The organism is Haloferax namakaokahaiae (genome assembly GCF_042663225.1).
GTDB classification, from domain to species: domain Archaea; phylum Halobacteriota; class Halobacteria; order Halobacteriales; family Haloferacaceae; genus Haloferax; species Haloferax namakaokahaiae.
Map to the genome: position 1 here is coordinate 114227 of NZ_JBHTAA010000005.1, position 19731 is coordinate 133957.

Genomic DNA, 19731 nt, shown 5'->3' on the forward strand with positions numbered 1-19731 from the left:
TCTACTCCTCTCCGCAGAACAGCAGCGTCGAGCGCGTTCGTGCCTGAATTTCGTCTTCAACGAGCGCGAGCACCGTCGTCGAACTGTTGCAGTCGAACTGGGATTCGCTGATGGAGACCGATTCGGTCGTCTCGCCGTCCGCTCGCGTGACAGCGGCGACGACTCCTCGAACTTCGGTGAGCGAGACTTCGAGGCGGGCGTTCGGTTCGAGTCGGTACGTCCCGCCGAAGACGATTTGTTCGTCGGTGGTCGAAATCGAGAACTCGACTGTTTCAGCCGTGTCTGTCGCGTTCGAGACCATCACGCTCTGGGGTTTCGTCGCCTCGTCGTCCGGAAGCGAACCGTCCCCGAGCGTGACCGAGAACGGTGTCTCCTCGGTTATCGTCGGTGGAGCACACGCCATCCGCGTCGAGAGTGTCTGAACTGAAAGCTCACCACCGTCGGGTGAAATCACCGTGGACGACTGGTTACAGTCGAAGTTGGACGGCGTAATCGTCGCGGTGGTCGTCGCCGTCGATTGCACGTCGGTGACCGAAACGTCGTACTCAGCGGGAACCGGGAACGTGAGAACGACTTCTGCCTCGGGACGGACTTCGTACGTTTCGGCGTGGCCGGAGACGAGCGGGGGCGAGACGTCGATACTGACGAACCACGGCGCATCGATGTCGTTCCTGAGGCGGACGTGATGTGGATCTCCCAGACCGTCGGCGATGATCGCGTTCGCGCCGACGACTGCGGTCAACTGTTCACCGGGTTCGACGAGGACCGCTTCGATTGGTTCGGGCGTGGGGGACGCCGTCTCAGTTGGTGTTTCGGTCGGGTCGTCGCCACCGTTCGCGCTGGCGGTACACCCCGCGAGGGCCGCTGTGAGTCCGATTCCGAGTGTGGAGAGGAGGGTTCTTCGTTGCACACGCTCCCTAATTCGGGGAGTTCACTTACCCCTCTGTGTGAGTCAAACGCGCTTTTGAGTCCACGCAAGCCCGGCGGTTGCAAGCACCGTAAAGAGGACGCCGACGCCGAGCACCAGTAGGCCGGGTCCGTCGATGTACCCCGAGACGAGCGCCGACCAGAAGGGTTCAGGTTGCGTCCGAGCGAGAGTCTGTACCGGTTTCGGTGCTCGAATCGACCACAACCCCTGTACGAGGGCGCTCCCGAGAAATGCCACCCCGATGCCGCCGACGAGCGTCCGGAGCGTCGAACGAAGTTGCGGGCGCGTCTCTTCTGCTCCGACGAAGAGCACGAGTGCCGACGACGTCGGCCCGTACACCGCCATCTCGCGCCCTTGGGCTGAGAGCCACGTCGTTACTTCTTCGATGAGACCCGCCTCGGTGAGTCGGTCGATATGGTAGCCGACCGTTTGGAGTGTGGTGTCTAACTCCTCGGCTAACTCGGAGGCGGGACGTGGAGTATCGTAGACGGCGGCGAGCAACCGTCTCGCTGTCGTTGACGATAAGACCGAGACGAGCGAGTCTGCCTCTGCGTCGTCGAGCGCGACGAGGTGTGGGTCGAGCGTGCGCTCGTTGACCGATTCTGCGACTGGCTTCAACGGGAGCAGTGAACTCACGACTTCGCGCGACCTACTCTGTGAGGGGCAAAAGGCCTGTGCAAGGGTCAAAGACGACTTTGAGTCTCGACGAGACAATCGGTGAATCTGGACGCTCAGCGTTTGCCACCACTATCGGATTAGATATATCGACATACTGTTTATGGGTTTGCCACAAGACACAGAATTCACAACTCAGAACAGTGAATAAATGTTTGATTCGTACGTTTCACGCACTCTATCGCCCCAATTGTGGGTGTAGGTGTCGATGATGTCGCCACCGACGTCGCCGCGGAGGTACTTGACGATGCCCCTATCTCCAGTCCGGTCCCGGAGGTGGGTGGTGAAGAAGTGCCGGAAGTAGTGCGGCGTGACGTTCTCTTCTCTATCGCCGCCAGTGCGATACCAGCCCGCCGTTTCGGCGTGTCCGGTGACGATGTGGTGGACTGCATCGGGGGTGAGACGCTCGCCCCACCCGGAGGCGGTGCCGACGAAGAGTGGGTCCGCCGGCGCGGTCGTATCCGGTCGAATCGCCAGCCAACGGAGCAGTACCGTCTCTAATTCGTCGTCTACCGGAATCACCGTCGAGCGCTTTCGCTTGTTCGAGGCGGTTCGTTCCTCGCCGTTCGAGACGCTGCCGACGCTGGGTTCGGCATCGACGTAAATCGACGGTCCGCGGCCGTCTAAGGCGGGCCTGTTCGAAACTCCCGACAGCGCTCGACTCTCGGCCAGTGACACGTCCCGAAGGTCGAGGTTGCACAGTTCGCCGACACGCATCCCCGTTTTGAGGAGCGAGACGACCAATGCGTGGTCGAGTGGATGGTGTATCTGGCGGACGAACCCCCGCATTTGGGCGATGGAAATCTCCCTCCGCGCTGGGTTCGAGTCGATTTTCTCGTCCATCTCCTCCATCACGAGCGCCATCGGGTTGGAGTCGAACGCACCGACCTGGGCCATGTAGGCGTAGAAGCGGTGGAGGTAGGAGGCGTAGGTCGCTATCGTACTGGGCGAGACATCCCGATTTCGAAGGGTGTGAATCCACGCCATACAGTCGCGGTGGCCCGCCTCATCGACCGATTTGGCCGTTCCAGTGGGATTCTGCGATGGATTCTCGACGAACGATTCGAACGCTCGAAGCACTCGTTCGTAGGCGCTTCGCGTCCGGTCGGACTTCCCGTGGTAGGTCATATCCTGCAAGAAATACCCCACGGAATCTTCGATATCGGCGGGCTGTTCAGCGGCCATCTTCCTCGACTAACGTGTACCCGCCTTGGCGTCCGCTGTACACGACTCTCCCCGACGATTGGAGGTCTTGCAACGTCGATTCGAGGCGGTCTTCGATGTCGTCGGTGAGGGCAGAGACGAGACCGTCCCACGAGCGGTGTTCGTCGGCCCGAAGCGCCTCGATGACGCGCTCCGAGAGGTCGTTATTATTTCCTCGACTTTCATCCTGATTTGAATCCTCGTTTTGGAGGCCTGTTTCACCCCCGTCAACCCCCGGGGTTTCGGCCGCCTCATCGCCCTTCGGAGGGATGGAAAACTCGGCTCGTCCTGCCTGTACCATCGTTCTGACAAATTCGCTCTGACTCATTCCCAACTGGTCGGCGTGTTCCTTCCAACGTGCCTTCTGATAGGAGGGAACGTAGGTCTGGACCACCGTTCGGTCGTCCTCGCTGCTCATGGTCGGTCATCGGAGGGGGTGATATTCAATCTACTGGCACTGTTCGGGATAAGGTATCTTATACGAAGATGTACAATCACTTGTCTCGGGATATTTTCTGGTTATTCTGAAATCTGCAGTCGTAAAAATCGGTATTTGATAGCAGATTCCCGGATATACAATCACTGGCTCTCGACCGCGAATTCTGGCGAGAGACGCCAATCGTCACATTGTGTCGTTTCACAAAGGACATAAAACCCGGATTTGAATCTCAATTCTGAGGTGCGTCCTAATAAATAGATGGTTGTTCGTGTGTCTTTGACCCTCGGAGTAGCGTATGGGAAATGTGTCTACACGGGGTTCGTATTTCCACCGCCTATTGGTATGGAATATTATATATCGAGGGTCCTCCCGACTCAGGACCGCGTTATTTTTCCGACGATTATTCGAGAAATCATTCGGGTAATATTCATAAAAACATGCGGTGGAATATTGCCACATCGAGTTAGCAATTCTGACTAGTTTATATCTGAGCAAGTTGGGTTGAATCAGTAATTGAAAAATTCGAATATTTCATGATTTTTCCACACCAATTGTATGATAAAACTACATCAGTATCTCTCAAAAATATCTTCGAATCACTGGTCGAAAGATGGCGTCGGGTTGAGGTTATTTCGACGACGACTGTCCCCCACTATTGCACTGGTAGTGTTCTACTGCGTCGAATCAGCACCCCTCGAATTCGGGCTTCGGGCAGTAGTATCTTCGTCTCGAATACCGGGTCTGTGCCGATGATAGTTGCCCTGCTCAGAAGCGCTCAGACGCCCACTCAGGCGATTGCGTTCTCACGGTGGTTCATCCTTCATCGATGGGCCTCGGTGCAGCTCTCGCGGTCTCCAGTGGGGATCTTCCCCCAATGACGCCGGTCCACCTCCGCGTTGGGCTGAGAATACACGCGGGGTCTCGCAGCTCGACGAGATCGAGTGGTGTTCATGTGTCGAGTGCTGTTTCTCTGCTCGACACCGGTCGATTTGGAGACGATGTCTCTCCGCACTTTCGCTGATTTGAACCGACTGGACCTCCGCTATCTCCAGAACGGAGTTAGTACTTCGACGAAAACGACGAAAATCTGTCTAAGAGGTCCTCTCCCGCTACTGTGGCGAATAATTCTTCCGTCGTAGCCTCGACACGTATAGTCTATTTCGCTATACTCAATCTGGGGTTCGTCGAATCAGCTTTCACGTCGAAGTTCTGCGCACACACCACGCGCTCGGTTAGTACGGCGCGCCACACCGCGGACACATCGGCGGACCGTCTGCTGGAAGTACGATTCCACAGAGTGGGCACTCCTCGTCACCCACTGGCGACGAAATTTTCTCGGCGACGGTCTCGGTCGTGTTGCGTATCCCTCCGATAGTCCCAACCTCGTCGGGGGTCGTGTCCGTCTCTCGGGCCTCTGCGGGAGCACTCGCAAATCGAACCCGTGCCCTGACGAACGAGTCTTCGGAGTCTGCGAGTGGTTCGAGAGCCTCCCCGGGTGGCGATTGGGATTCATCCGCCCGGCGGAGAATACCCAATGTTTCCGCCGCGCGCGCAGCGACGAACTCGTTCTCGTCGGCGAGGCGCTCGCGGAGTTCGTCTCGGATAGCAGTCAGCGTGTCGGGATAGGCACACCCGACGGCGGCGACCGCCGTACACAGGTGGTAGCGAACGAGCACGTCTTCGTCGTCGAGGTGGTCGGCGAGCCTCGAAACGTGATGTCGGAGTCGGCGTGGATTCCCCACTGCGACGTATTCGAGTGCTTTCGCCAGTTTCACTTTGACTTCGGGTTCGTCGAACGAGAGTCCAACGCGAAGGTCTGCGAGCACGTCCGGTGACGCCACGGCGTCCGGGTCTTCGAGGGCGACGTATCCCAGCGCCTCTGCCGAGCGAGCGCGGACGTAGTAAAACTCGTCTTCGTCGGCGAGTCGGTCGGCGAGCGGTTCGACGTGGGCGACGACCGATTCCGGGTCGTCTGCCGCGACAGTCACGAACAGTTTCGTCGTCGAGAGGCGGGTCGCGCGCTCGTCGTCCGTGAGAAACGGGGCGAGTGCAGGGAGAATGGGCGAGACGCTCGTTGGTCGCTCGTCTGCAAGCGTTCGAATCGCTTGCACGGCTCGTTTTCGCTCTGCTGGTTCCGCCGCCTCGTATCGTTTCAGATACGAACTCGCCGCCTCGTGCGCCCCCTTCTCGACGAGGTCGGTGAGGTGCGCTATCGTCGGTGGGTCCCCTGAGTCGTCCATGAACGTGTCTTCCTTGTACCGGCCTATGCGCGACGACCTGAAAAGTGGGGGTGTGTGAGTCTCGAAAGAGCGGGGAATCACCCGAGCAGAACGTACAAATGTAAGACGCTCCTTGAGTCTGGTATGGAGTCCACTTCCTGTAGTTGCTGGCGTTGGCACGCGCCTTCGGAAGTGGACAGTATCGCGGCGTAGAGTCCGCCGGGCTTCACCCGCCGGATTCGGCCGCGATGCTCACTCTCATTCCCGCGTGTATCGACTCCAGAGTTCCAACCACAATCACCGACCACATGCCAGCAACAGACGACTTCACCGTCACACCGTACGCCGTCGAAGGCGACATCGACTACGACCGACTCCTCGAACAGTTCGGGGCAGACGCGCTCTCGCCCGAACAAAAAGCGCGGTTCCCCAGTCCAACCCACCCACTCGTTAGACGGGAGGTGTTCTACGCGGAACGCGACGTAGACCCGTTTCTCGACGCCGCCAGCGAGGGAACGACGCACTCTATCGTCACGGGTCGCGGCCCATCTGGGCCGATGCACATCGGCCACGTCTTCCCGTTTTACTTCGCAAAACACCTGCAAGACCAGACCGGCGCACTCGTCTATATCCCCTTTTCTGACGACGAGAAGTACTTCCTCAAGGACAACTCACTCGAAGAGATTAGCGACTACACGCGCGAGAACCTCCTGGACTTACTCGCTATCGGCTTCGACCCGGAACGAACCCGAATCGTCGTCGATACGGCGGACGCCGACGTGGTGTACCCCCTCGCAACCGCCTTCGCAAAGGAGGTGACCCAATCGACGGTCGATGCCACCTACGGCGACCCGGAGAACATCGGTCTCTCGTTCTATCCCGCGGTTCAAGCGACACACCTCCTGCTTCCGCAACTCGTCGAGGGTCGGCACCCGACGCTCGTTCCGATTGCGGTGGACCAGGACCCGCACGTTCGCGTCTGTCGCGACATCGCCGCAAAACAGCGGTACGACGTGGACAAACCCGGTGCCCTGCTCTCGAAGTTCCTTCCCAGCCTCGAAGGGCCGGGAAAGATGAGTTCGTCCGGCGACGAAGCTAGTATTCTCCTCTCGGACGACCGCGAGACCGTCTTCGAGAAGATTCGAACCCACGCCTTCTCCGGCGGGCAGACGAGCATCGACGAACATCGAAGAAGGGGCGGTAATCCGGAAATCGACGTGTCGTACCGCCTTCTCTACTACTTCTTCGAAGAGAGCGACGAACGGCTCGAACGACTCGCTCGTGAGTACCGAGACGGGACGCTCCTGAGCGGGGAACTCAAGGATATCGCCGCGGAGAAAATCGCCGACTTCCTCGATGCACATCAAGAGCGACGTGAGTCACTCGACTCACTCGAAGCCGAACTCGAACCGTATCGACTCACCGCAGACGAGCGGCGAGCGGCGAGAGAGCGAGCGGGATTCCCAGCAAACGCACTGATTCAGCAGTAGGCACCTGAGAACTCTCGCTCAAACGTCAACCGGTTTCACGAGGTCCGGTCCGTCGTTCGCGGGGCTGTTCACCCGCGTCGAAACCGGGTACGCGGTCAGTCCGTCGTCGGGGTAGGTATCGAGGAGCGACTCCGCCTCGTCGTCGTCGCCGTGGAGCCACGTCTCCTCTTCGTCGGGGGCGAGGATGACCGCCATCCGGTCGTGTAACTCCGAGATGAGGCCGTTCGGTTCGGTGGTGATGACCGTGAACGTCTCCAGCGGTTCCGCCTCGCGGGTCGGCGACCCGCCGCCGAACTCGCCCAGACCGGTCTGTTTCGTCTTCGGCGTCCAGCGTTCCCACAATCCGGCCATCGCAAACGGCCGGTCGTCTTCGAACGCGACGCGATACGGCTGTTTTCCGCTCCCTGTCTTTGCCCACTCGTAGAAGCCGTCGGCGGGAACCAGACAGCGCCGCGATTCGTAGGCGTCGGCGAAGCTTCGTTTCTCGCGGACCGTCTCCGCGCGCGCGTTGATGAGGTTACTGCCGATTTTGGCGTCGTCGGCCCACCGGGGAACCAGTCCCCACTTCATGAACGTGAACTCGTCGGGTGCGTCGTTCGTGATGACCGGCAGGTGTTGACCCGGCGCGCAGTTGTAGCGCGCGTCCAGCGACCGGGTCGGTTCGAGGTCGAACCGTTCGCGGAGGTCACCCGTCGAAGCGAAGAGCGAATAGCGACCACACATGGCTTCATCTACGGTCTCGACGGCAATAAACGCCCGCTGGGTCGCCCGACTGCGACGGATTTAGGGTCCGGCGTGACCGCCTTCTCGTATATGCGAATCGAGAACAGTTTCATCCCCGTCCGCGGCGTGGGTGCGCGGACGGAGCGGAACCTCTGGAAGGCAGGGGTGACACACTGGGACGAGTTCGACCCGCGACACGTCGGCGCGAAGACGGGCGACCGAATCGAATCCTACATCGCCGAAGCCCAGACCCACCTCGACGACGGCGACGCCCACTTCTTCGACGAATCGTTCCCTTCGAAAGAGCGCTGGCGACTCTACGAGAACTTCCGCGAGGAGACGTGTTTCTTCGACATCGAGACGACCGGACTCTCGCCCAACCGCGACAAGGTGACGACGGTTTCGTTCTACCAAGACGGCGAGACGACGACGCTGGTCCGCGGCGACACCCTCACCGCCGACGCGCTCCGCGAGCAGTTCGCCGACGCGACGCTCATCTCCACGTTCAACGGCGCGCGATTCGACGTGCCGTTCCTCGAAACGTCGTTCGACCTCTCTATCGACCTCCCGCACATCGACCTGATGTACCCGTGCAAGACGCTCGATTTGAGCGGCGGGCTCAAGCAAATCGAGAAGGACGTCGGCATCGAGCGCGACCGGCCGGATATCTCGGGTCGGGACGCGGTTCGCCTGTGGCACGAGTACGAGCGCGGCGACGACGCCTCGTTGGAGACGCTGATTTCGTACAACCGCGAGGACACGGTGAACCTCCAGCGGTTGATGGAGACGGTGACAGAGCAACTCCACCACCGCGCGTGGAGCGATGTTCTGAGCGATTCGTAAGCTGACTAGCAGGAACCACGGCGGACCATCGCCTTTTTGCCCGTTGCCTCCATCGCGGCGCACATGACGACCCATTCTGCGTCTGACGACGCGGCCGCGTCCACCACGGATGCCGCAGAATCGTCGGGCGCTGCGGATGCGGAGGCCGAGGCGGTAGATGGCGAGGACATCGTGGCCCAAGCGGCCGACGGTGGAGACGACGACGATTCTGATGCGAACGGTGACGAGACGGTGCCGCACGTCGAACTCGACCTGTACCAACTCTCGGTTCGCGTCAGCGGGCAATCCACCGATTCGCTCGAGGACGTCGAGGGGTCGGCGAAAGAACTGATGAGCTTTCTCATCCAGCAGGCCAAGCAACTCGAAGACGAACCCGACACGCGCGGCTTGAGCTAAACTTCCTGTCGTATTCGTACTCGCTACTCGTTTTGGCAAACCTAAAAATTCAAGAGCGACCGCAGACAAGCGCGCCTAATGAGCACGTACACGTTCGACGACCTCGCGGTCGTCATGGGGACCTACAACGAGGAACAAGCGATTGGGTCCGTTTTGGCCGATATCGACCGCATCACCGACGGCCGTGCCGAAATCGTCTGTGTCGATGGTTCCGACGACCGAACCCCGGAAATCGCTCGGAAGATGGGTGCGCGCGTCGTCGAACAGGAACCGCAGGGCTACGGTGTCGCCGTCAAAGAAGCCGTCTTGACGCCCGACCGCCCCGTCGTCGTCACCACCGACTGCGACGACACCTACCCGATGGAGTTCCTCCCGAAATTTCTCGAACTCATCAACGAGGGGTACGACGTCGTCTCAGGCGACCGAATCTCGCCCGGGGCCGAGACGATGCCGACGCTCAACCGCTGGGGCAACGTCGGCTTCGCACGACTGGCGAGCTTCCTGATGGGCGCGACGGTTCACGATACCACGACCGGCATGCGAGCGTATCGACGCGACCTGTTGCACGATATCGAGTGGACCGAGAACACGGGCCTCTCGGCCGAACTGCTCCTTCGACCCGCGATGCGCGGCTACAAAATCGCAGAGGTTCCGATTCCCTACCGCGAACGCGCGGGTGAGACCAAACTCGACCCCTTCAGCGGCGGGGCGGCGATTGCGAAATCTATCGTCAAGGTCTGTCTCGAAGAGCGCGCTCGCTGGTAGGTTCGACGCTCTTGCGGCCCGGTGTTAGCTGTTTTGCGGTCGTGCACATCGACACCAAACCGCACGTGATTCATGGGTGAAACGCTCGAATTCACCGTATGAACCGTCGTCGGGTTCTCGCCGCGTGCGGGTGTGTCGTTGGTCTCGCTGGGTGTCTCGGAAGCGACCCGCCAGTCGCCGGCGAGCGGACGGCAAAGGATGGCGATTCGACCGACGGCGACTCGGTCGCACGTGCGGGTGCGTTCGACCTTCCAATCCCGGAAGACGAACTTCGACGCGGCGCGCCGAAAGACGCCATCCCCGCGATTACCTCGCCCTCGTTTTCGACCGACTGGAGCGGGTTCGACGAGGTTCCGGTCGAACTCGAAGACTCGTTCGAAGTCGTCGGCGTCGAACTCGATGGGATTTCGAGAGCCTACCCGCTCGCCGTGCTGAACTGGCACGAAATCGTCAACGACACGTTCGACGGCCGGCCCGTCGTCGTCACCTACTGTCCGCTCTGCGGAAGCGCCGTCGTCGCCGAGCGGGTCGTCGCGGGCGACACCGTCTACTTCGGCGTCTCTGGACTGTTGTGGATGTCCGACCTCGTGATGTACGACGACCGGACGAACTCGTTGTGGAGTCAGGTTCTCGCCACGGCAATCCGGGGTGAACGCACCGGAGACCGGCTTTCACTCCTGCCGGCGACTATCTCTACGTGGGGCGAGTGGAAAGCCTCACATCCAGAGACCGAAGTGCTCGTTCCACCACCGGTTTCGGGGACGATTCGCGGGCGGCAGACCCGTCGGTACGAGGTCAACCCCTACACCAGCTATCAGCAATCGAGTTCCATTGGAATCGGGTACAACGAGGAGGTAGACGAGCGACTGCACCCGAAAACGTCTGTGGTCGGCATCACCGCAGGTGGCGTCGCACGAGCCTACCCGCTCGATACGGTTTCGAGCGAAGGCGTCGTCAACGACCGAGTTGGAGACGTCCCCGTGGTCGTCGCCGCCTCGGCAGATGGCTCGCTGGTCGCCTACGTGCGACGCGTCGATGGCGAAGCAATCGAGTTCGAACGCGACGGGTCTCGATTGGTCGGTGGCGGGTCGCGCTGGGACCTGCTCACTGGCCGTTCACTCGATGGCCCACACGAGGGAACGACGTTGTCGCGGGCGAACGACCGCTCGCCGATGTTCTGGTTCGCGTGGGCGGATTTCAATCCGGAGACGGAGATTTACGGGCGATAACTTGCTGGAGCGGCTTACTTCGCGGACTTCAGGATGTCCTTGATACGCCGAGCCTCACCGCCGAGCGAGGGATTCTTCTCGACGATTTTCAGCACCTCGTGGTCTGTCACGTCGGGGTAGGCCTTCCCCGTGGCCTCTTCGATGAGTTGCTTTTCGAGACGGAACTCGGTGCCTTCGTACACGACATCGACGCCTGCATCGTCAAAAGAAAGGACCGTCATAGCTCACTCTCGTTCCTCCGAGTATTTAAACACACGTCGTCGTTCCGCACCTACTGTGCGTATGTATGACATGTGTCTTGCGGACGGTTTATTAGTTCCCGCGTATTCGTTCGGAGCGTGTCACTCGGCACGGACCCACTCGAATCGCTCGAAGTCCCGGACGGAACGACGGTCGAAGAACACGACCTCGTGACCGACGGCGACGTCCTCATCGGTGGCCAAAGCACCGTCGAATTCGGCGTCCGCGGTCGGAACGTCGTGGCCGGCGAGCGCGTCACCTTTGGCGGCGATATCGAAGCAGAGGGTGATTGCCGACTCGACTTACTCGACGACGTGGCGGGAAACGTCCTCGTCGGTAAAGACGCCTACCTCGGCGAGCGCGTCCATATCGGCGGCCGACTCATGGTGTCTGGAGACCTCGATATCGGCGACGACGTGGATATCGCCGAGGGGTTCGAGGCCAACGGCTGGATCGTCATCCGCAATCCCGTGCCGACGCTGGTGTTCTACTTCATCGTCCTCTCGCAACTGCTTCAACTGGGCGAACAGGACGCCGCGGACGACCTCGCCGAATCCATCTCGGGCGACTCGCCGCACGACCCGCTTATCATCCCGCGCAACGCGACCGTCTCCGACGACTCGTGGCGGGTTTCGACCCCCGCGTTCGTCGGCGACGACTGCCGGATTCACGGGAACATTCGCGCGCGAAGTATCGAACTCGGGGCGGACAACAACGTCTTCGGGAGTCTCCGCGCCCGCGACGACATCGTCGTCGGTCCCGGAACCCGTATCCACGGCGACGTGACGACGCGTAACGGCGAAGTTCACATCAAGCGCGGTGCCCGCATCCTCGGCGACGTGTCGTGTAAGGACCTCGTCTTCGACGAGGACGCGCTCGTGGACGGAACCATGCGCGCCCGCGGCGAGATGCGCATCCATCGGTCGAATCTCTCGCGCACACAGGAATAACGACAGTCGATTTTTGCGCTTCCCCAAGGGTTAATCTCTCTCTTGGAGAGAGGAATGTATGGACAAGCGATTGAAACTAATTTTCGTCGCCCTCATGGTGCTTCTCGCGGGGTGTACCGGGGCTGGTTCCGGTGGCGGTGGTGACAGCGCCCAGAGCGGTGGTTCCGCGGCTGTGGACATGGAAGGGACAGTGGAGACTGGTGGTGGCGATGGCGGGAACGCAGAGGAGTCGGTCGATTCGCTTCAAGTACAGCAACGGGCGGTCATCAAGAACGGCTACGTCGATTTGTCGGTCGAGAACTTCTCGCAATCGCAGAGCGAGGTCGAATCCACTGCCTCGTCCTACGGCGGATACATCAGTGACTCTGACGAGCGTATCAACCGACGTAGCGGCGGCACCTACCGCTCTGGGACGCTCGTCGTTCGCGTCCCATCCGAGGATTTCGAGGCGTTCGTGGCCGACATGAAAGAGGTCGGTGAAGTCGAACGCGTCGAGACGAATTCGCAGGACGTGACCGACCAGTTGGTCGATATCGAAGCGCGCCTGAGCAACCTGCGCGTCCAGCGTGACCGCCTCCGCGAACTCTACGAGAACGCGAACACGACAGAAGACGTGCTCGCGGTCGAAGCGCGACTCACCGAAGTCCAGACCGAAATCGAGCGCCTCGAAGCCCAGCAGGCGTCACTCGAAAACCGAGTCGCGCTCTCGACGGTTCGGGTCAGTCTCTCCGAGCAACCGCCCGGACCGGCCCAGTGGTACGACGTGCCCGTCCTACAGGCGTTCCTCGAATCTATCGACGGCGCGTTCGTGACGCTCCGCGCACTGGTGGTCGCGCTCGCCTACGCCCTCCCGTACCTCGTCGTCTTCGGCGGTCTGTTCGCCCTGTTCGGCAGCGGCGTGGTCTTCGTCGGTCGGCGCGCCCTCCGTCGCTTGCGAACGTAGCCTCACACCGCGGCGAGCGTTTTTCCGCCCTCGTGTCGTCTGTCGAGATATGCTCTCTCTCGCACTCGCCGGTAAGCCGAACGCCGGCAAATCCACGTTCTACACGGCGGCGACGCTCGCCGACGTGGACGTTGCCAACTACCCGTTTACGACTATCGACGCGAATCGCGGCGTCTCGTACGTTCGCACCCGCTGTCCCTGTCTCGACCGCGACGAACGCTGTGGCAACTGCGAAGACGGGATTCGCTACGTCCCCGTCGAACTCGTTGACGTGGCCGGACTCGTCCCCGGCGCGCACGAAGGCCGCGGACTCGGCAACCAGTTTCTCGACGAACTCACCAACGCGGACGCCATCATCAACGTCGTGGACGCTTCTGGCGGGACGAACGCAGAGGGTGACCCCGTCGAAGTCGGGTCGTTCGACCCGGTGGAGGAAGTCGATTTCATCGAAGACGAACTCGAACGCTGGCTTGCAGGTATCATCGACCGCAACTGGGAGTCGGTGATTCGCAAGTCGCGCTCCCCCGATTTCGACCTCGACGACGCGCTTTCGGACCTCTTGACCGGCGTCGGCGCACGCGAACACGATATCGCCGTCGTCCTTCGGCAACTGGAGTATCCATCGAACCCGCAGGAGTGGACCGACGATGACCGACTGACGCTCGCTCGCGCGATTCGACGGCGTACGAAGCCGATTATCCTCGTCGCCAACAAGGTGGACATCGCCCCCGAATCGAACCTCGAACGCCTCGCAGAGACGGGGAAACCGGTCATTCCAGCCACCGCCGACGGCGAACTCGCACTTCGACGGGCGGCGGATGCCGGGGTCATCTCGTATCACTCCGGCGACGACGAGTTCGAAATCGTGGGCGAGGTGAGCGGTGCCCAAGAGAAGGGACTGCGACGAATCCAACAGCTGATAGACGAGTACGAGGGAACGGGTATTCAGTCGGCCCTGAACACCGCCGTGTACGACTTACTGGACCACATCACGGTCTATCCGGTGCAAAACGAATCGAAGTGGACCGATGGGACCGGAAACGTGCTCCCCGACGCGTTCTTGCTTCCCCGCGGCTCGACGCCCCGAGATTTAGCCTACGCTGTCCACTCCGATATCGGCGACGGCTACCTCCACGCCGTCGATGCGAGGGCGAAACGTCGAATCGCCGAGGACCACGAACTCAGCGAGGGCGACGTGGTGAAAATCGTCTCCACCGCGAAATAGCGGCTGTTCGCTCTTTCTGTCAGGTTAGACGCGCTCTCGTGGTCGATTCGTGGGTGTCGCAGCTCGGACTCATAAATCCCATTCTGCTATATCAAACTGACTTTGACGATACTCACTGATGAGAGGTATCGATGAAAAACCGAACCGCCCGAATCGGTTCGGTTGGTCCCGTCGTTTCGAGCCTCTGGTGGTCGAAGGTTGGTGTTGGATTTGGTGCCTCTGAGTCGATGCCCCGTAGCGTGGGCCTGAACAAGCCGTTCTTCCCCGTCCCCAATCAGACTGCGTGGTTGATGCTTGGGCCGATTGGATGCAACGGGAGCCACATCCGGTACGTTGCTCATCCCACGTCTATGGAGACCACTGGAGTTCGTATATTATCTTTCACTCAAAAGTGAGATTTCGCCGGGTTCGGAGACTAACAGTCTAGAGTGACAACAGCATAGGTCAATACCACTCGGCGCTAGACCACTGTGAGTGAACTGTAATGCCGGGTACACATTCTGGTGGTGAAAATAATAGATGGGATAGGGCTAGGCAGAGTTCAGATTTCGATATACTGTCTCTGCTGGACTGTACCACTGACTCTATCCTTCTACTCGATACCGACACACGCGTCGTCTATGCGAACGATACTGCGCTCGAAAACTGCCGTCAACTCGGCTACAGCGGTGACCTCGTTGGTGATATTTTCTTGGATGCATCCCCACTGGCGAAGGAGTCGCAACTCGTGGACGAGATCTCGCGCGTGCTCGAAACCCACGAATCGGTCGAGTTCAGAGAGCACTACGAACCGCTCGACGTGTGGTTCGAGACGCGAGTGTATCCCACAGACGACGGTGTGGTCGTCTATTCGAGTGATATCTCGGACGAAGTTCGCCGGGGAGAAGACCTCGAACGGTTCGAAGCAATCACCAAGACGATGCAAGACGGGGTGTTTATCCTCGACGAAGTCGGGTCGTTCGTCCTGGTGAACGAGGCGTTCGCCGAGCTGGTCGGAAAGGAACCGGATGCACTCGTCGGCGAACTGGTGTCTGTCGTCCTCGATGACGACGTGATTGGACGGGCGATGGACCTACGCCAGGAGTTACAACACGGAGCAATCGGGCGATTCGAGACCGTCGTCTCCGACCAGTCGGCCGTCACCCCGGTGGAGCTTCTCGTCTCCCAATCTCCCACCAATGGTGAGTACAACGGTACGGTGTGCGTGGTTCACGACCTGTCGAGCAGAAAGCAGTTGGAGGCCGAAGCGGATGCGACGAAACGCGAACGCGACGAAGCGCTCGACCGGGTGAACGACAGCATTTTTTCGCTCGACGAGGAGTGGCGATTCACCTACGCGAATCGCGTGACACGCCAGATGGCCCGACTTCGACCCGGCGACTTCGGACCGCCGATGAGGCTCTTGGGCGAATCCATCTGGGAAGTGTTCCCCCATGCGAGAGAGAGCGAACTTCACCAGCGAGTAACCCGAGCGTTCGAAACGCAGGAGGTGCAGTCGCTTCGAGAGTACATCCCGCACCTCGGTCGGTCACTCGTATCGACTATCTACCCCTCCGAAAACGGCGTCACGGTCTACGCACGCGACGTCTCCGAACAAGTGACGCTCGAAGCCGAACGCGACGAGAAGAATCGCGTTCTCGACCGAGTTGCAGATATGGTGTGGGGCGTCGATAACGACTGGCGGTTTACGTTCGCAAACGAGGCGGCGGTGCAGTTCGCTGACCGACCCACCGAAGAGATAATCGGTGAGACGCTCTGGGATGTGTTCCCCGGCGCGAGCGAGTCGGAGTTCGGTTCGATGGCGATGGAGGTCATGGAGACGCGCGAACCCGGTGTCTCGCTCGACCTCGCTCCGGACTACGGTATCTGGGTCGAAGCCCGCGGATACCCCTCTGACTCTGGCATCACGTTTTACTCCCGAGACGTCTCCGAGCAAGTACTGCTCGAAACCGAACTGGACGAGATGTTCGACCGAATTACTGACGGATTCTACTCGCTCGACAACGACTGGCGCGTCGTCTACTGGAGTTCGGTAATGGAAGAGAGAACTGGACGTTCGTCGGACGAAGTCGTCGGCGAAGTCATCTACGACGTCTTTCCCGAGGTGTTCAAAGACGAGATGATAGCAGAATACGAACGCGCGTTCGAGACACAACAACCCATCACGTTCGAAATCTACCACGAAGAGATAGACGTTTGGAACGGAATCGCGTTGTACCCCTCCGAATCCGGCCTCTCGGTGTATTCGTCGAACGTCACGGAGCGAAAGAAGCGTGAGCAGGAACTCGAAGCGACGAAAACGCGACTCGAACTCGCCCTCGACGGGACGAACACCGGAATCTGGGAGTGGGATATTCGATCTGAGACCGTCCTGTGGGAGGGGAAGACGAACGAAATTTTCGGCCTGGAGAAAGGCGAGTTCGGCGAAACCTTCGACGACTTCATCGAGTTGGTTCACCCTGAGGACGTGGGCGTCCTCGAACGGCAAATCGACGAAACGATGACCGACTCGAAGCCGTACGTCGTCGAGTTCCGGTTCGTACTCCCCGACGGCGAGGTACGATGGGCGGAGTCCCGTGCAAAAATCTATACCGACGAGACGGGCGAACCGGTCAGATTGCTCGGTGTGACTTCAGACGTCACCGAGCGCCGCGAGCGTGAACAGGAACTCGAAGAGACGAAAACGCGACTGGAACTCGCCCTCGACGGGACGAACACCGGCGTCTGGGAGTGGGATATCACCGATGACCGCGTCATCTGGCGCGGTAACACGAGCACGCTGTTCGGAATCGAATCGGACGACTTCCAAGGGGGGTACGAGGATTATCTGGAACGGATTCACCCGGACGACGTTTCGATGGTCCAAGCCGAAATCGAGAACGCGTTCGAGACGTCGAGCCTCTACGTCGAACACCGAATCTTGCTCCCCGACGGCGAGGTACGGTGGGCAGAGGGTCGCGGACACGTCTACAAAGACGAATCCGGCGAGCCGACGCGGATGACCGGCATCGTCGTCAATATCACGGAACGAAAAGAGCGCGAACACGCACTCGAAGAGAGCGAGATGCGTCTTCGGAGTGTCATCGAGAACGCACCACTCATCGTGTTCATGTGGGACACTGACGGTGTCTACACGCTCTCTGAAGGGCGGGGGCTTTCGCAACTCGGTCTGGAACCCGGTCAGGTCGTTGGCCAGTCTGTGTACGACCTGTACGCTGACTATCCCGATATCATCGAACTCGTAGACCGAGTAACTGCGGGCGAGGAATTACACACGTTCGTGGACGTCGATGACTTGACTTTCGAGGAGTGGTTCGAACCGGTGTACGACGACGACGGAACGCTTACACACGTTATCGGCGTCGCGGTCGATGTCACCGACCGCGTGAAGAACGAACGGGCGCTTCGAGAGAGCGAAAATCGACTCCGGACCGTCGTCGAGAACGCACCCGTCGTCCAAACAGTGTTCGATGCAGATGGAATCGTCACGCTCTCCGAAGGGCAGGGACTCGAACTGCTCGGTCGGGAACCCGGCGATTCGGTCGGCAACTCCATGTCCGATTTGTTCGGCGACCAACCGGAGATTCTCGAACAGTTCGAGTCGGCACTCGATGGCGAGCACGTTCACAGAGTCTTTTATTACATGGGTAGCCACTTCGAAACGTGGATAGAACCGATATTCGACGACGAAGGGGACCCCACGCAAGTCATCACCCTCGCGGTCGATGTCTCGGACCGCTTGCAGCACGAACAGACGCTCACCGCGCTCCACCGTTCGAGCCAAGCGTTACTCACCGCAGAGACGAAAGAAGGGGTTGCGAACGTCGTCCTCGACACCGCGACTGACGTACTCGGACTCACTCCCGTTCGGGTGCTCCTCTTCGATAAACAGTCGAACACGCTCCGGCCGGTCGGGCGCACCGCCGCGGACGACGCCGAGGGTGATACTACCGAGTACGGCCCAGATTCCACCTACTGGAAGCAGTTCTTCGGCATGGAAGAGTGCGGCGAGTCCGAAGACGAACTCTGTGTCCAGATTGGAACACACGGGCTGTTCGTCGCCGGCGGCACCGACCAACAAGCCGATACTGAAGACGTCGTCGAGTTGGCCGAACTCCTGGCGGCGACGGCCGAAGCGACGTTAGACCGCGTCGAACGCGAAGCGTCACTCCGCGACCGTGAGGAGATTCTCCAAGAGCAAGCCACGCGACTCGAACACCTCCACGAAATCAACGAACAACTGCGAAACATCGAGCGCGTGTTGGTTCTGTCCGAAGACCGAAAGGAGATCGAAAACGGAATCTGCCAACGATTTATCGAACCCGACCGGTTCGCCTTCGCGTGGTTCGGAACGGTCGAGAACGGAACGGTCACTCCGACCCGCTGGGCGGGGAACGAACGTGGCTACCTTCCGGCCATCGAAGAACTCTCGGACGACACCGAACCGGCGACGATTGCGGCCAAGACGCACGAACCCGTCGTCATCTCGTCTGTCGCAGACCGGCTTCGAGAGGAACCGTGGCGGAAGGAAGCGCTCGCCAGCGGTTACCAGTCGATGATGAGCGTGCCGCTCGTTTACGACGGCCGAATCTACGGCGTCCTTTCGGTCTACGCGACGGCTAACGACGCGTTCGACCGATTGAGCCGGTCTGTCATCGAAGACCTCGGGCGGACAATCGCCTACGCCATCAACTCGGTCGAGACGAAACGGGGATTCCTCACCGACCGCGTCGTCGAACTCGCGTTGCGGACCAAACAACCACAGGGTCCGCTCGCACGTCTCGCAGCCAACACCGGTGCGACGATTCGGTTCGACGGACTCGTCCACGGGGCGGAACACCAACGAATCTTCTTCACCGTCACCGGAGCGACCGCGGCGACGATTCTCGCCGAGGGAGACGCACATCCGGATATCGAATCGATTCGAGTCGTCTCAGAACACGACGACGGCGGCACCTTCGAGATGCTCTCGTCGTCTTCGATGTTCGTCACCGTGCTCGCCGACCGCGGTGCGATTCCACGACGGGTGGAATCGACGCCGGACGGGACGCTCGCAGTCGTCGAACTCCCGCACCACATCGACGTCGGAGGGTTCGTGCAGTCGCTCCAGTCGCGGTACAGCGACGTCGAACTCACCGCCCGACGCGACCGAGAACGACCACCACAGACGAAAGAGTCCTTCGCCGAGGCGTATAAATCGACCATCACGCCTCGCCAGTTGGAAGTCCTCGAAACTGCGTACTTCGCCGGCTACTTCAACTCGCCGCGGACGACGAACGGACAGGACGTCGCGTCGATGCTCTCGATTACACAACCGACGTTCAACTACCATCTGAGGGCTGGCGAACGGACGCTGCTCAGGATGCTCATCGACGAGGGACCCGACGCGTCTAGATAGTGAGCGTCCGCGGGTGCCAGCCTCAATCAGTTGAGGGTAAATCGTTTTTCTCTCTATTCACCAAC

Annotated in this window: 16 protein-coding genes; 9 read left to right on the forward strand and 7 right to left on the reverse strand. The window is 60.1% G+C overall.

From position 1 onward, the window contains the following. Position 1: 1 nt before the first annotated feature. The 5 genes from ACFQJC_RS08050 to ACFQJC_RS08070 all read right to left on the reverse strand — a co-directional run bounded on the left by ACFQJC_RS08050 (position 2) and on the right by ACFQJC_RS08070 (position 5485). The gene (locus tag ACFQJC_RS08050) at positions 2-910 is read right to left on the reverse strand and encodes a hypothetical protein (RefSeq protein WP_390222806.1); all 909 of its coding nucleotides are present in this window, start codon (positions 908-910) and stop codon (positions 2-4) included. 42 nt (positions 911-952) lie between these two features. Beyond that, positions 953-1564, reverse strand: coding sequence for an ArsR/SmtB family transcription factor (locus ACFQJC_RS08055; RefSeq protein ID WP_390222807.1), 612 nt, complete (start codon positions 1562-1564; stop codon positions 953-955). A 174-nt stretch (positions 1565-1738) separates the two neighbouring features. Further along, complete coding sequence (locus ACFQJC_RS08060) at positions 1739-2788, reverse strand: tyrosine-type recombinase/integrase (protein ID WP_390222808.1); 1050 nt, start codon at positions 2786-2788, stop codon at positions 1739-1741. Continuing rightward, complete coding sequence (locus ACFQJC_RS08065) at positions 2778-3224, reverse strand: DUF5805 domain-containing protein (RefSeq protein ID WP_390222809.1); 447 nt, start codon at positions 3222-3224, stop codon at positions 2778-2780. Before ACFQJC_RS08065 ends, ACFQJC_RS08060 begins: the two co-directional genes overlap by 11 nt. A gap of 1253 nt (positions 3225-4477) precedes the next feature. Continuing rightward, complete coding sequence (locus tag ACFQJC_RS08070) at positions 4478-5485, reverse strand: HEAT repeat domain-containing protein (RefSeq protein WP_390222810.1); 1008 nt, start codon at positions 5483-5485, stop codon at positions 4478-4480. A 287-nt stretch (positions 5486-5772) separates the two neighbouring features. Between ACFQJC_RS08070 and ACFQJC_RS08075 the strand changes: the two genes are divergently transcribed. Then, positions 5773-6954 carry a tryptophan--tRNA ligase gene (locus ACFQJC_RS08075; RefSeq protein WP_390225566.1) on the forward strand — a complete coding sequence of 394 codons (1182 nt, stop codon included), beginning with the start codon at positions 5773-5775 and terminating at the stop codon, positions 6952-6954. 18 nt (positions 6955-6972) lie between these two features. Here the strand turns inward: ACFQJC_RS08075 and ACFQJC_RS08080 are convergent, their stop codons facing one another. Continuing rightward, complete coding sequence (locus tag ACFQJC_RS08080) at positions 6973-7677, reverse strand: SOS response-associated peptidase (protein ID WP_390222811.1); 705 nt, start codon at positions 7675-7677, stop codon at positions 6973-6975. Positions 7678-7767: 90 nt separating this feature from the next. Here ACFQJC_RS08080 and ACFQJC_RS08085 point away from each other — a divergent pair, with 90 nt between their 5' ends. The 4 genes from ACFQJC_RS08085 to ACFQJC_RS08100 all read left to right on the forward strand — a co-directional run bounded on the left by ACFQJC_RS08085 (position 7768) and on the right by ACFQJC_RS08100 (position 10910). After that, positions 7768-8520 carry a ribonuclease H-like domain-containing protein gene (locus ACFQJC_RS08085; RefSeq protein WP_390222812.1) on the forward strand — a complete coding sequence of 251 codons (753 nt, stop codon included), beginning with the start codon at positions 7768-7770 and terminating at the stop codon, positions 8518-8520. Positions 8521-8583: 63 nt separating this feature from the next. Then, positions 8584-8916: a DUF8002 family protein gene (locus ACFQJC_RS08090; protein WP_390222813.1), complete on the forward strand. Its 333-nt coding sequence runs from the start codon at positions 8584-8586 to the stop codon at positions 8914-8916. Between the two features lie 78 nt (positions 8917-8994). Continuing rightward, on the forward strand, positions 8995-9681 hold the full coding sequence (locus ACFQJC_RS08095; RefSeq protein WP_390222814.1) for a dolichyl-phosphate hexose transferase: 687 nt from the start codon (positions 8995-8997) through the stop codon (positions 9679-9681). 98 nt (positions 9682-9779) lie between these two features. Then, a complete protein-coding gene (locus ACFQJC_RS08100; protein WP_390222815.1) occupies positions 9780-10910 on the forward strand; it encodes a DUF3179 domain-containing protein in 1131 nt (376 codons plus the stop codon). A gap of 14 nt (positions 10911-10924) precedes the next feature. Here ACFQJC_RS08100 and ACFQJC_RS08105 read toward each other — a convergent pair whose 3' ends face one another. Further along, positions 10925-11131, reverse strand: coding sequence for a DUF5800 family protein (locus tag ACFQJC_RS08105; RefSeq protein ID WP_390222816.1), 207 nt, complete (start codon positions 11129-11131; stop codon positions 10925-10927). 117 nt (positions 11132-11248) lie between these two features. Between ACFQJC_RS08105 and ACFQJC_RS08110 the strand changes: the two genes are divergently transcribed. The 4 genes from ACFQJC_RS08110 (at position 11249) to ACFQJC_RS08125 (ending at position 19666) form a co-directional block, all read left to right on the forward strand. After that, entirely contained in the window at positions 11249-12100 is an 852-nt protein-coding gene (locus ACFQJC_RS08110; protein WP_390222817.1) for a polymer-forming cytoskeletal protein, read from the forward strand. A gap of 58 nt (positions 12101-12158) precedes the next feature. After that, on the forward strand, positions 12159-13043 hold the full coding sequence (locus tag ACFQJC_RS08115) for a DUF4349 domain-containing protein (RefSeq protein ID WP_390222818.1): 885 nt from the start codon (positions 12159-12161) through the stop codon (positions 13041-13043). A 49-nt stretch (positions 13044-13092) separates the two neighbouring features. Next, the gene (locus ACFQJC_RS08120; protein WP_390222819.1) at positions 13093-14268 is read left to right on the forward strand and encodes a redox-regulated ATPase YchF; all 1176 of its coding nucleotides are present in this window, start codon (positions 13093-13095) and stop codon (positions 14266-14268) included. 484 nt (positions 14269-14752) lie between these two features. Then, positions 14753-19666 carry a PAS domain-containing protein gene (locus tag ACFQJC_RS08125; protein ID WP_390222820.1) on the forward strand — a complete coding sequence of 1638 codons (4914 nt, stop codon included), beginning with the start codon at positions 14753-14755 and terminating at the stop codon, positions 19664-19666. The last annotated feature ends 65 nt before the right edge of the window (positions 19667-19731 follow it).

Excerpts from the sequence above, each read along its gene's own strand:
- ACFQJC_RS08105 (WP_390222816.1), bottom strand. The coding sequence starts at position 11,131 with ATGACGGTCCTTTCTTTTGACGATGCAGGCGTCGATGTCGTGTACGAA.
- ACFQJC_RS08065 (WP_390222809.1), bottom strand. The coding sequence starts at position 3,224 with ATGAGCAGCGAGGACGACCGAACGGTGGTCCAGACCTACGTTCCCTCC.
- ACFQJC_RS08100 (WP_390222815.1), top strand. The coding sequence starts at position 9,780 with ATGAACCGTCGTCGGGTTCTCGCCGCGTGCGGGTGTGTCGTTGGTCTC.
- ACFQJC_RS08085 (WP_390222812.1), top strand. The coding sequence starts at position 7,768 with ATGCGAATCGAGAACAGTTTCATCCCCGTCCGCGGCGTGGGTGCGCGG.
- ACFQJC_RS08075 (WP_390225566.1), top strand. The coding sequence starts at position 5,773 with ATGCCAGCAACAGACGACTTCACCGTCACACCGTACGCCGTCGAAGGC.
- ACFQJC_RS08080 (WP_390222811.1), bottom strand. The coding sequence starts at position 7,677 with ATGTGTGGTCGCTATTCGCTCTTCGCTTCGACGGGTGACCTCCGCGAA.
- ACFQJC_RS08070 (WP_390222810.1), bottom strand. The coding sequence starts at position 5,485 with ATGGACGACTCAGGGGACCCACCGACGATAGCGCACCTCACCGACCTC.
- ACFQJC_RS08060 (WP_390222808.1), bottom strand. The coding sequence starts at position 2,788 with ATGGCCGCTGAACAGCCCGCCGATATCGAAGATTCCGTGGGGTATTTC.
- ACFQJC_RS08095 (WP_390222814.1), top strand. The coding sequence starts at position 8,995 with ATGAGCACGTACACGTTCGACGACCTCGCGGTCGTCATGGGGACCTAC.
- ACFQJC_RS08120 (WP_390222819.1), top strand. The coding sequence starts at position 13,093 with ATGCTCTCTCTCGCACTCGCCGGTAAGCCGAACGCCGGCAAATCCACG.
- ACFQJC_RS08125 (WP_390222820.1), top strand. The coding sequence starts at position 14,753 with ATGCCGGGTACACATTCTGGTGGTGAAAATAATAGATGGGATAGGGCT.
- ACFQJC_RS08115 (WP_390222818.1), top strand. The coding sequence starts at position 12,159 with ATGGACAAGCGATTGAAACTAATTTTCGTCGCCCTCATGGTGCTTCTC.
- ACFQJC_RS08090 (WP_390222813.1), top strand. The coding sequence starts at position 8,584 with ATGACGACCCATTCTGCGTCTGACGACGCGGCCGCGTCCACCACGGAT.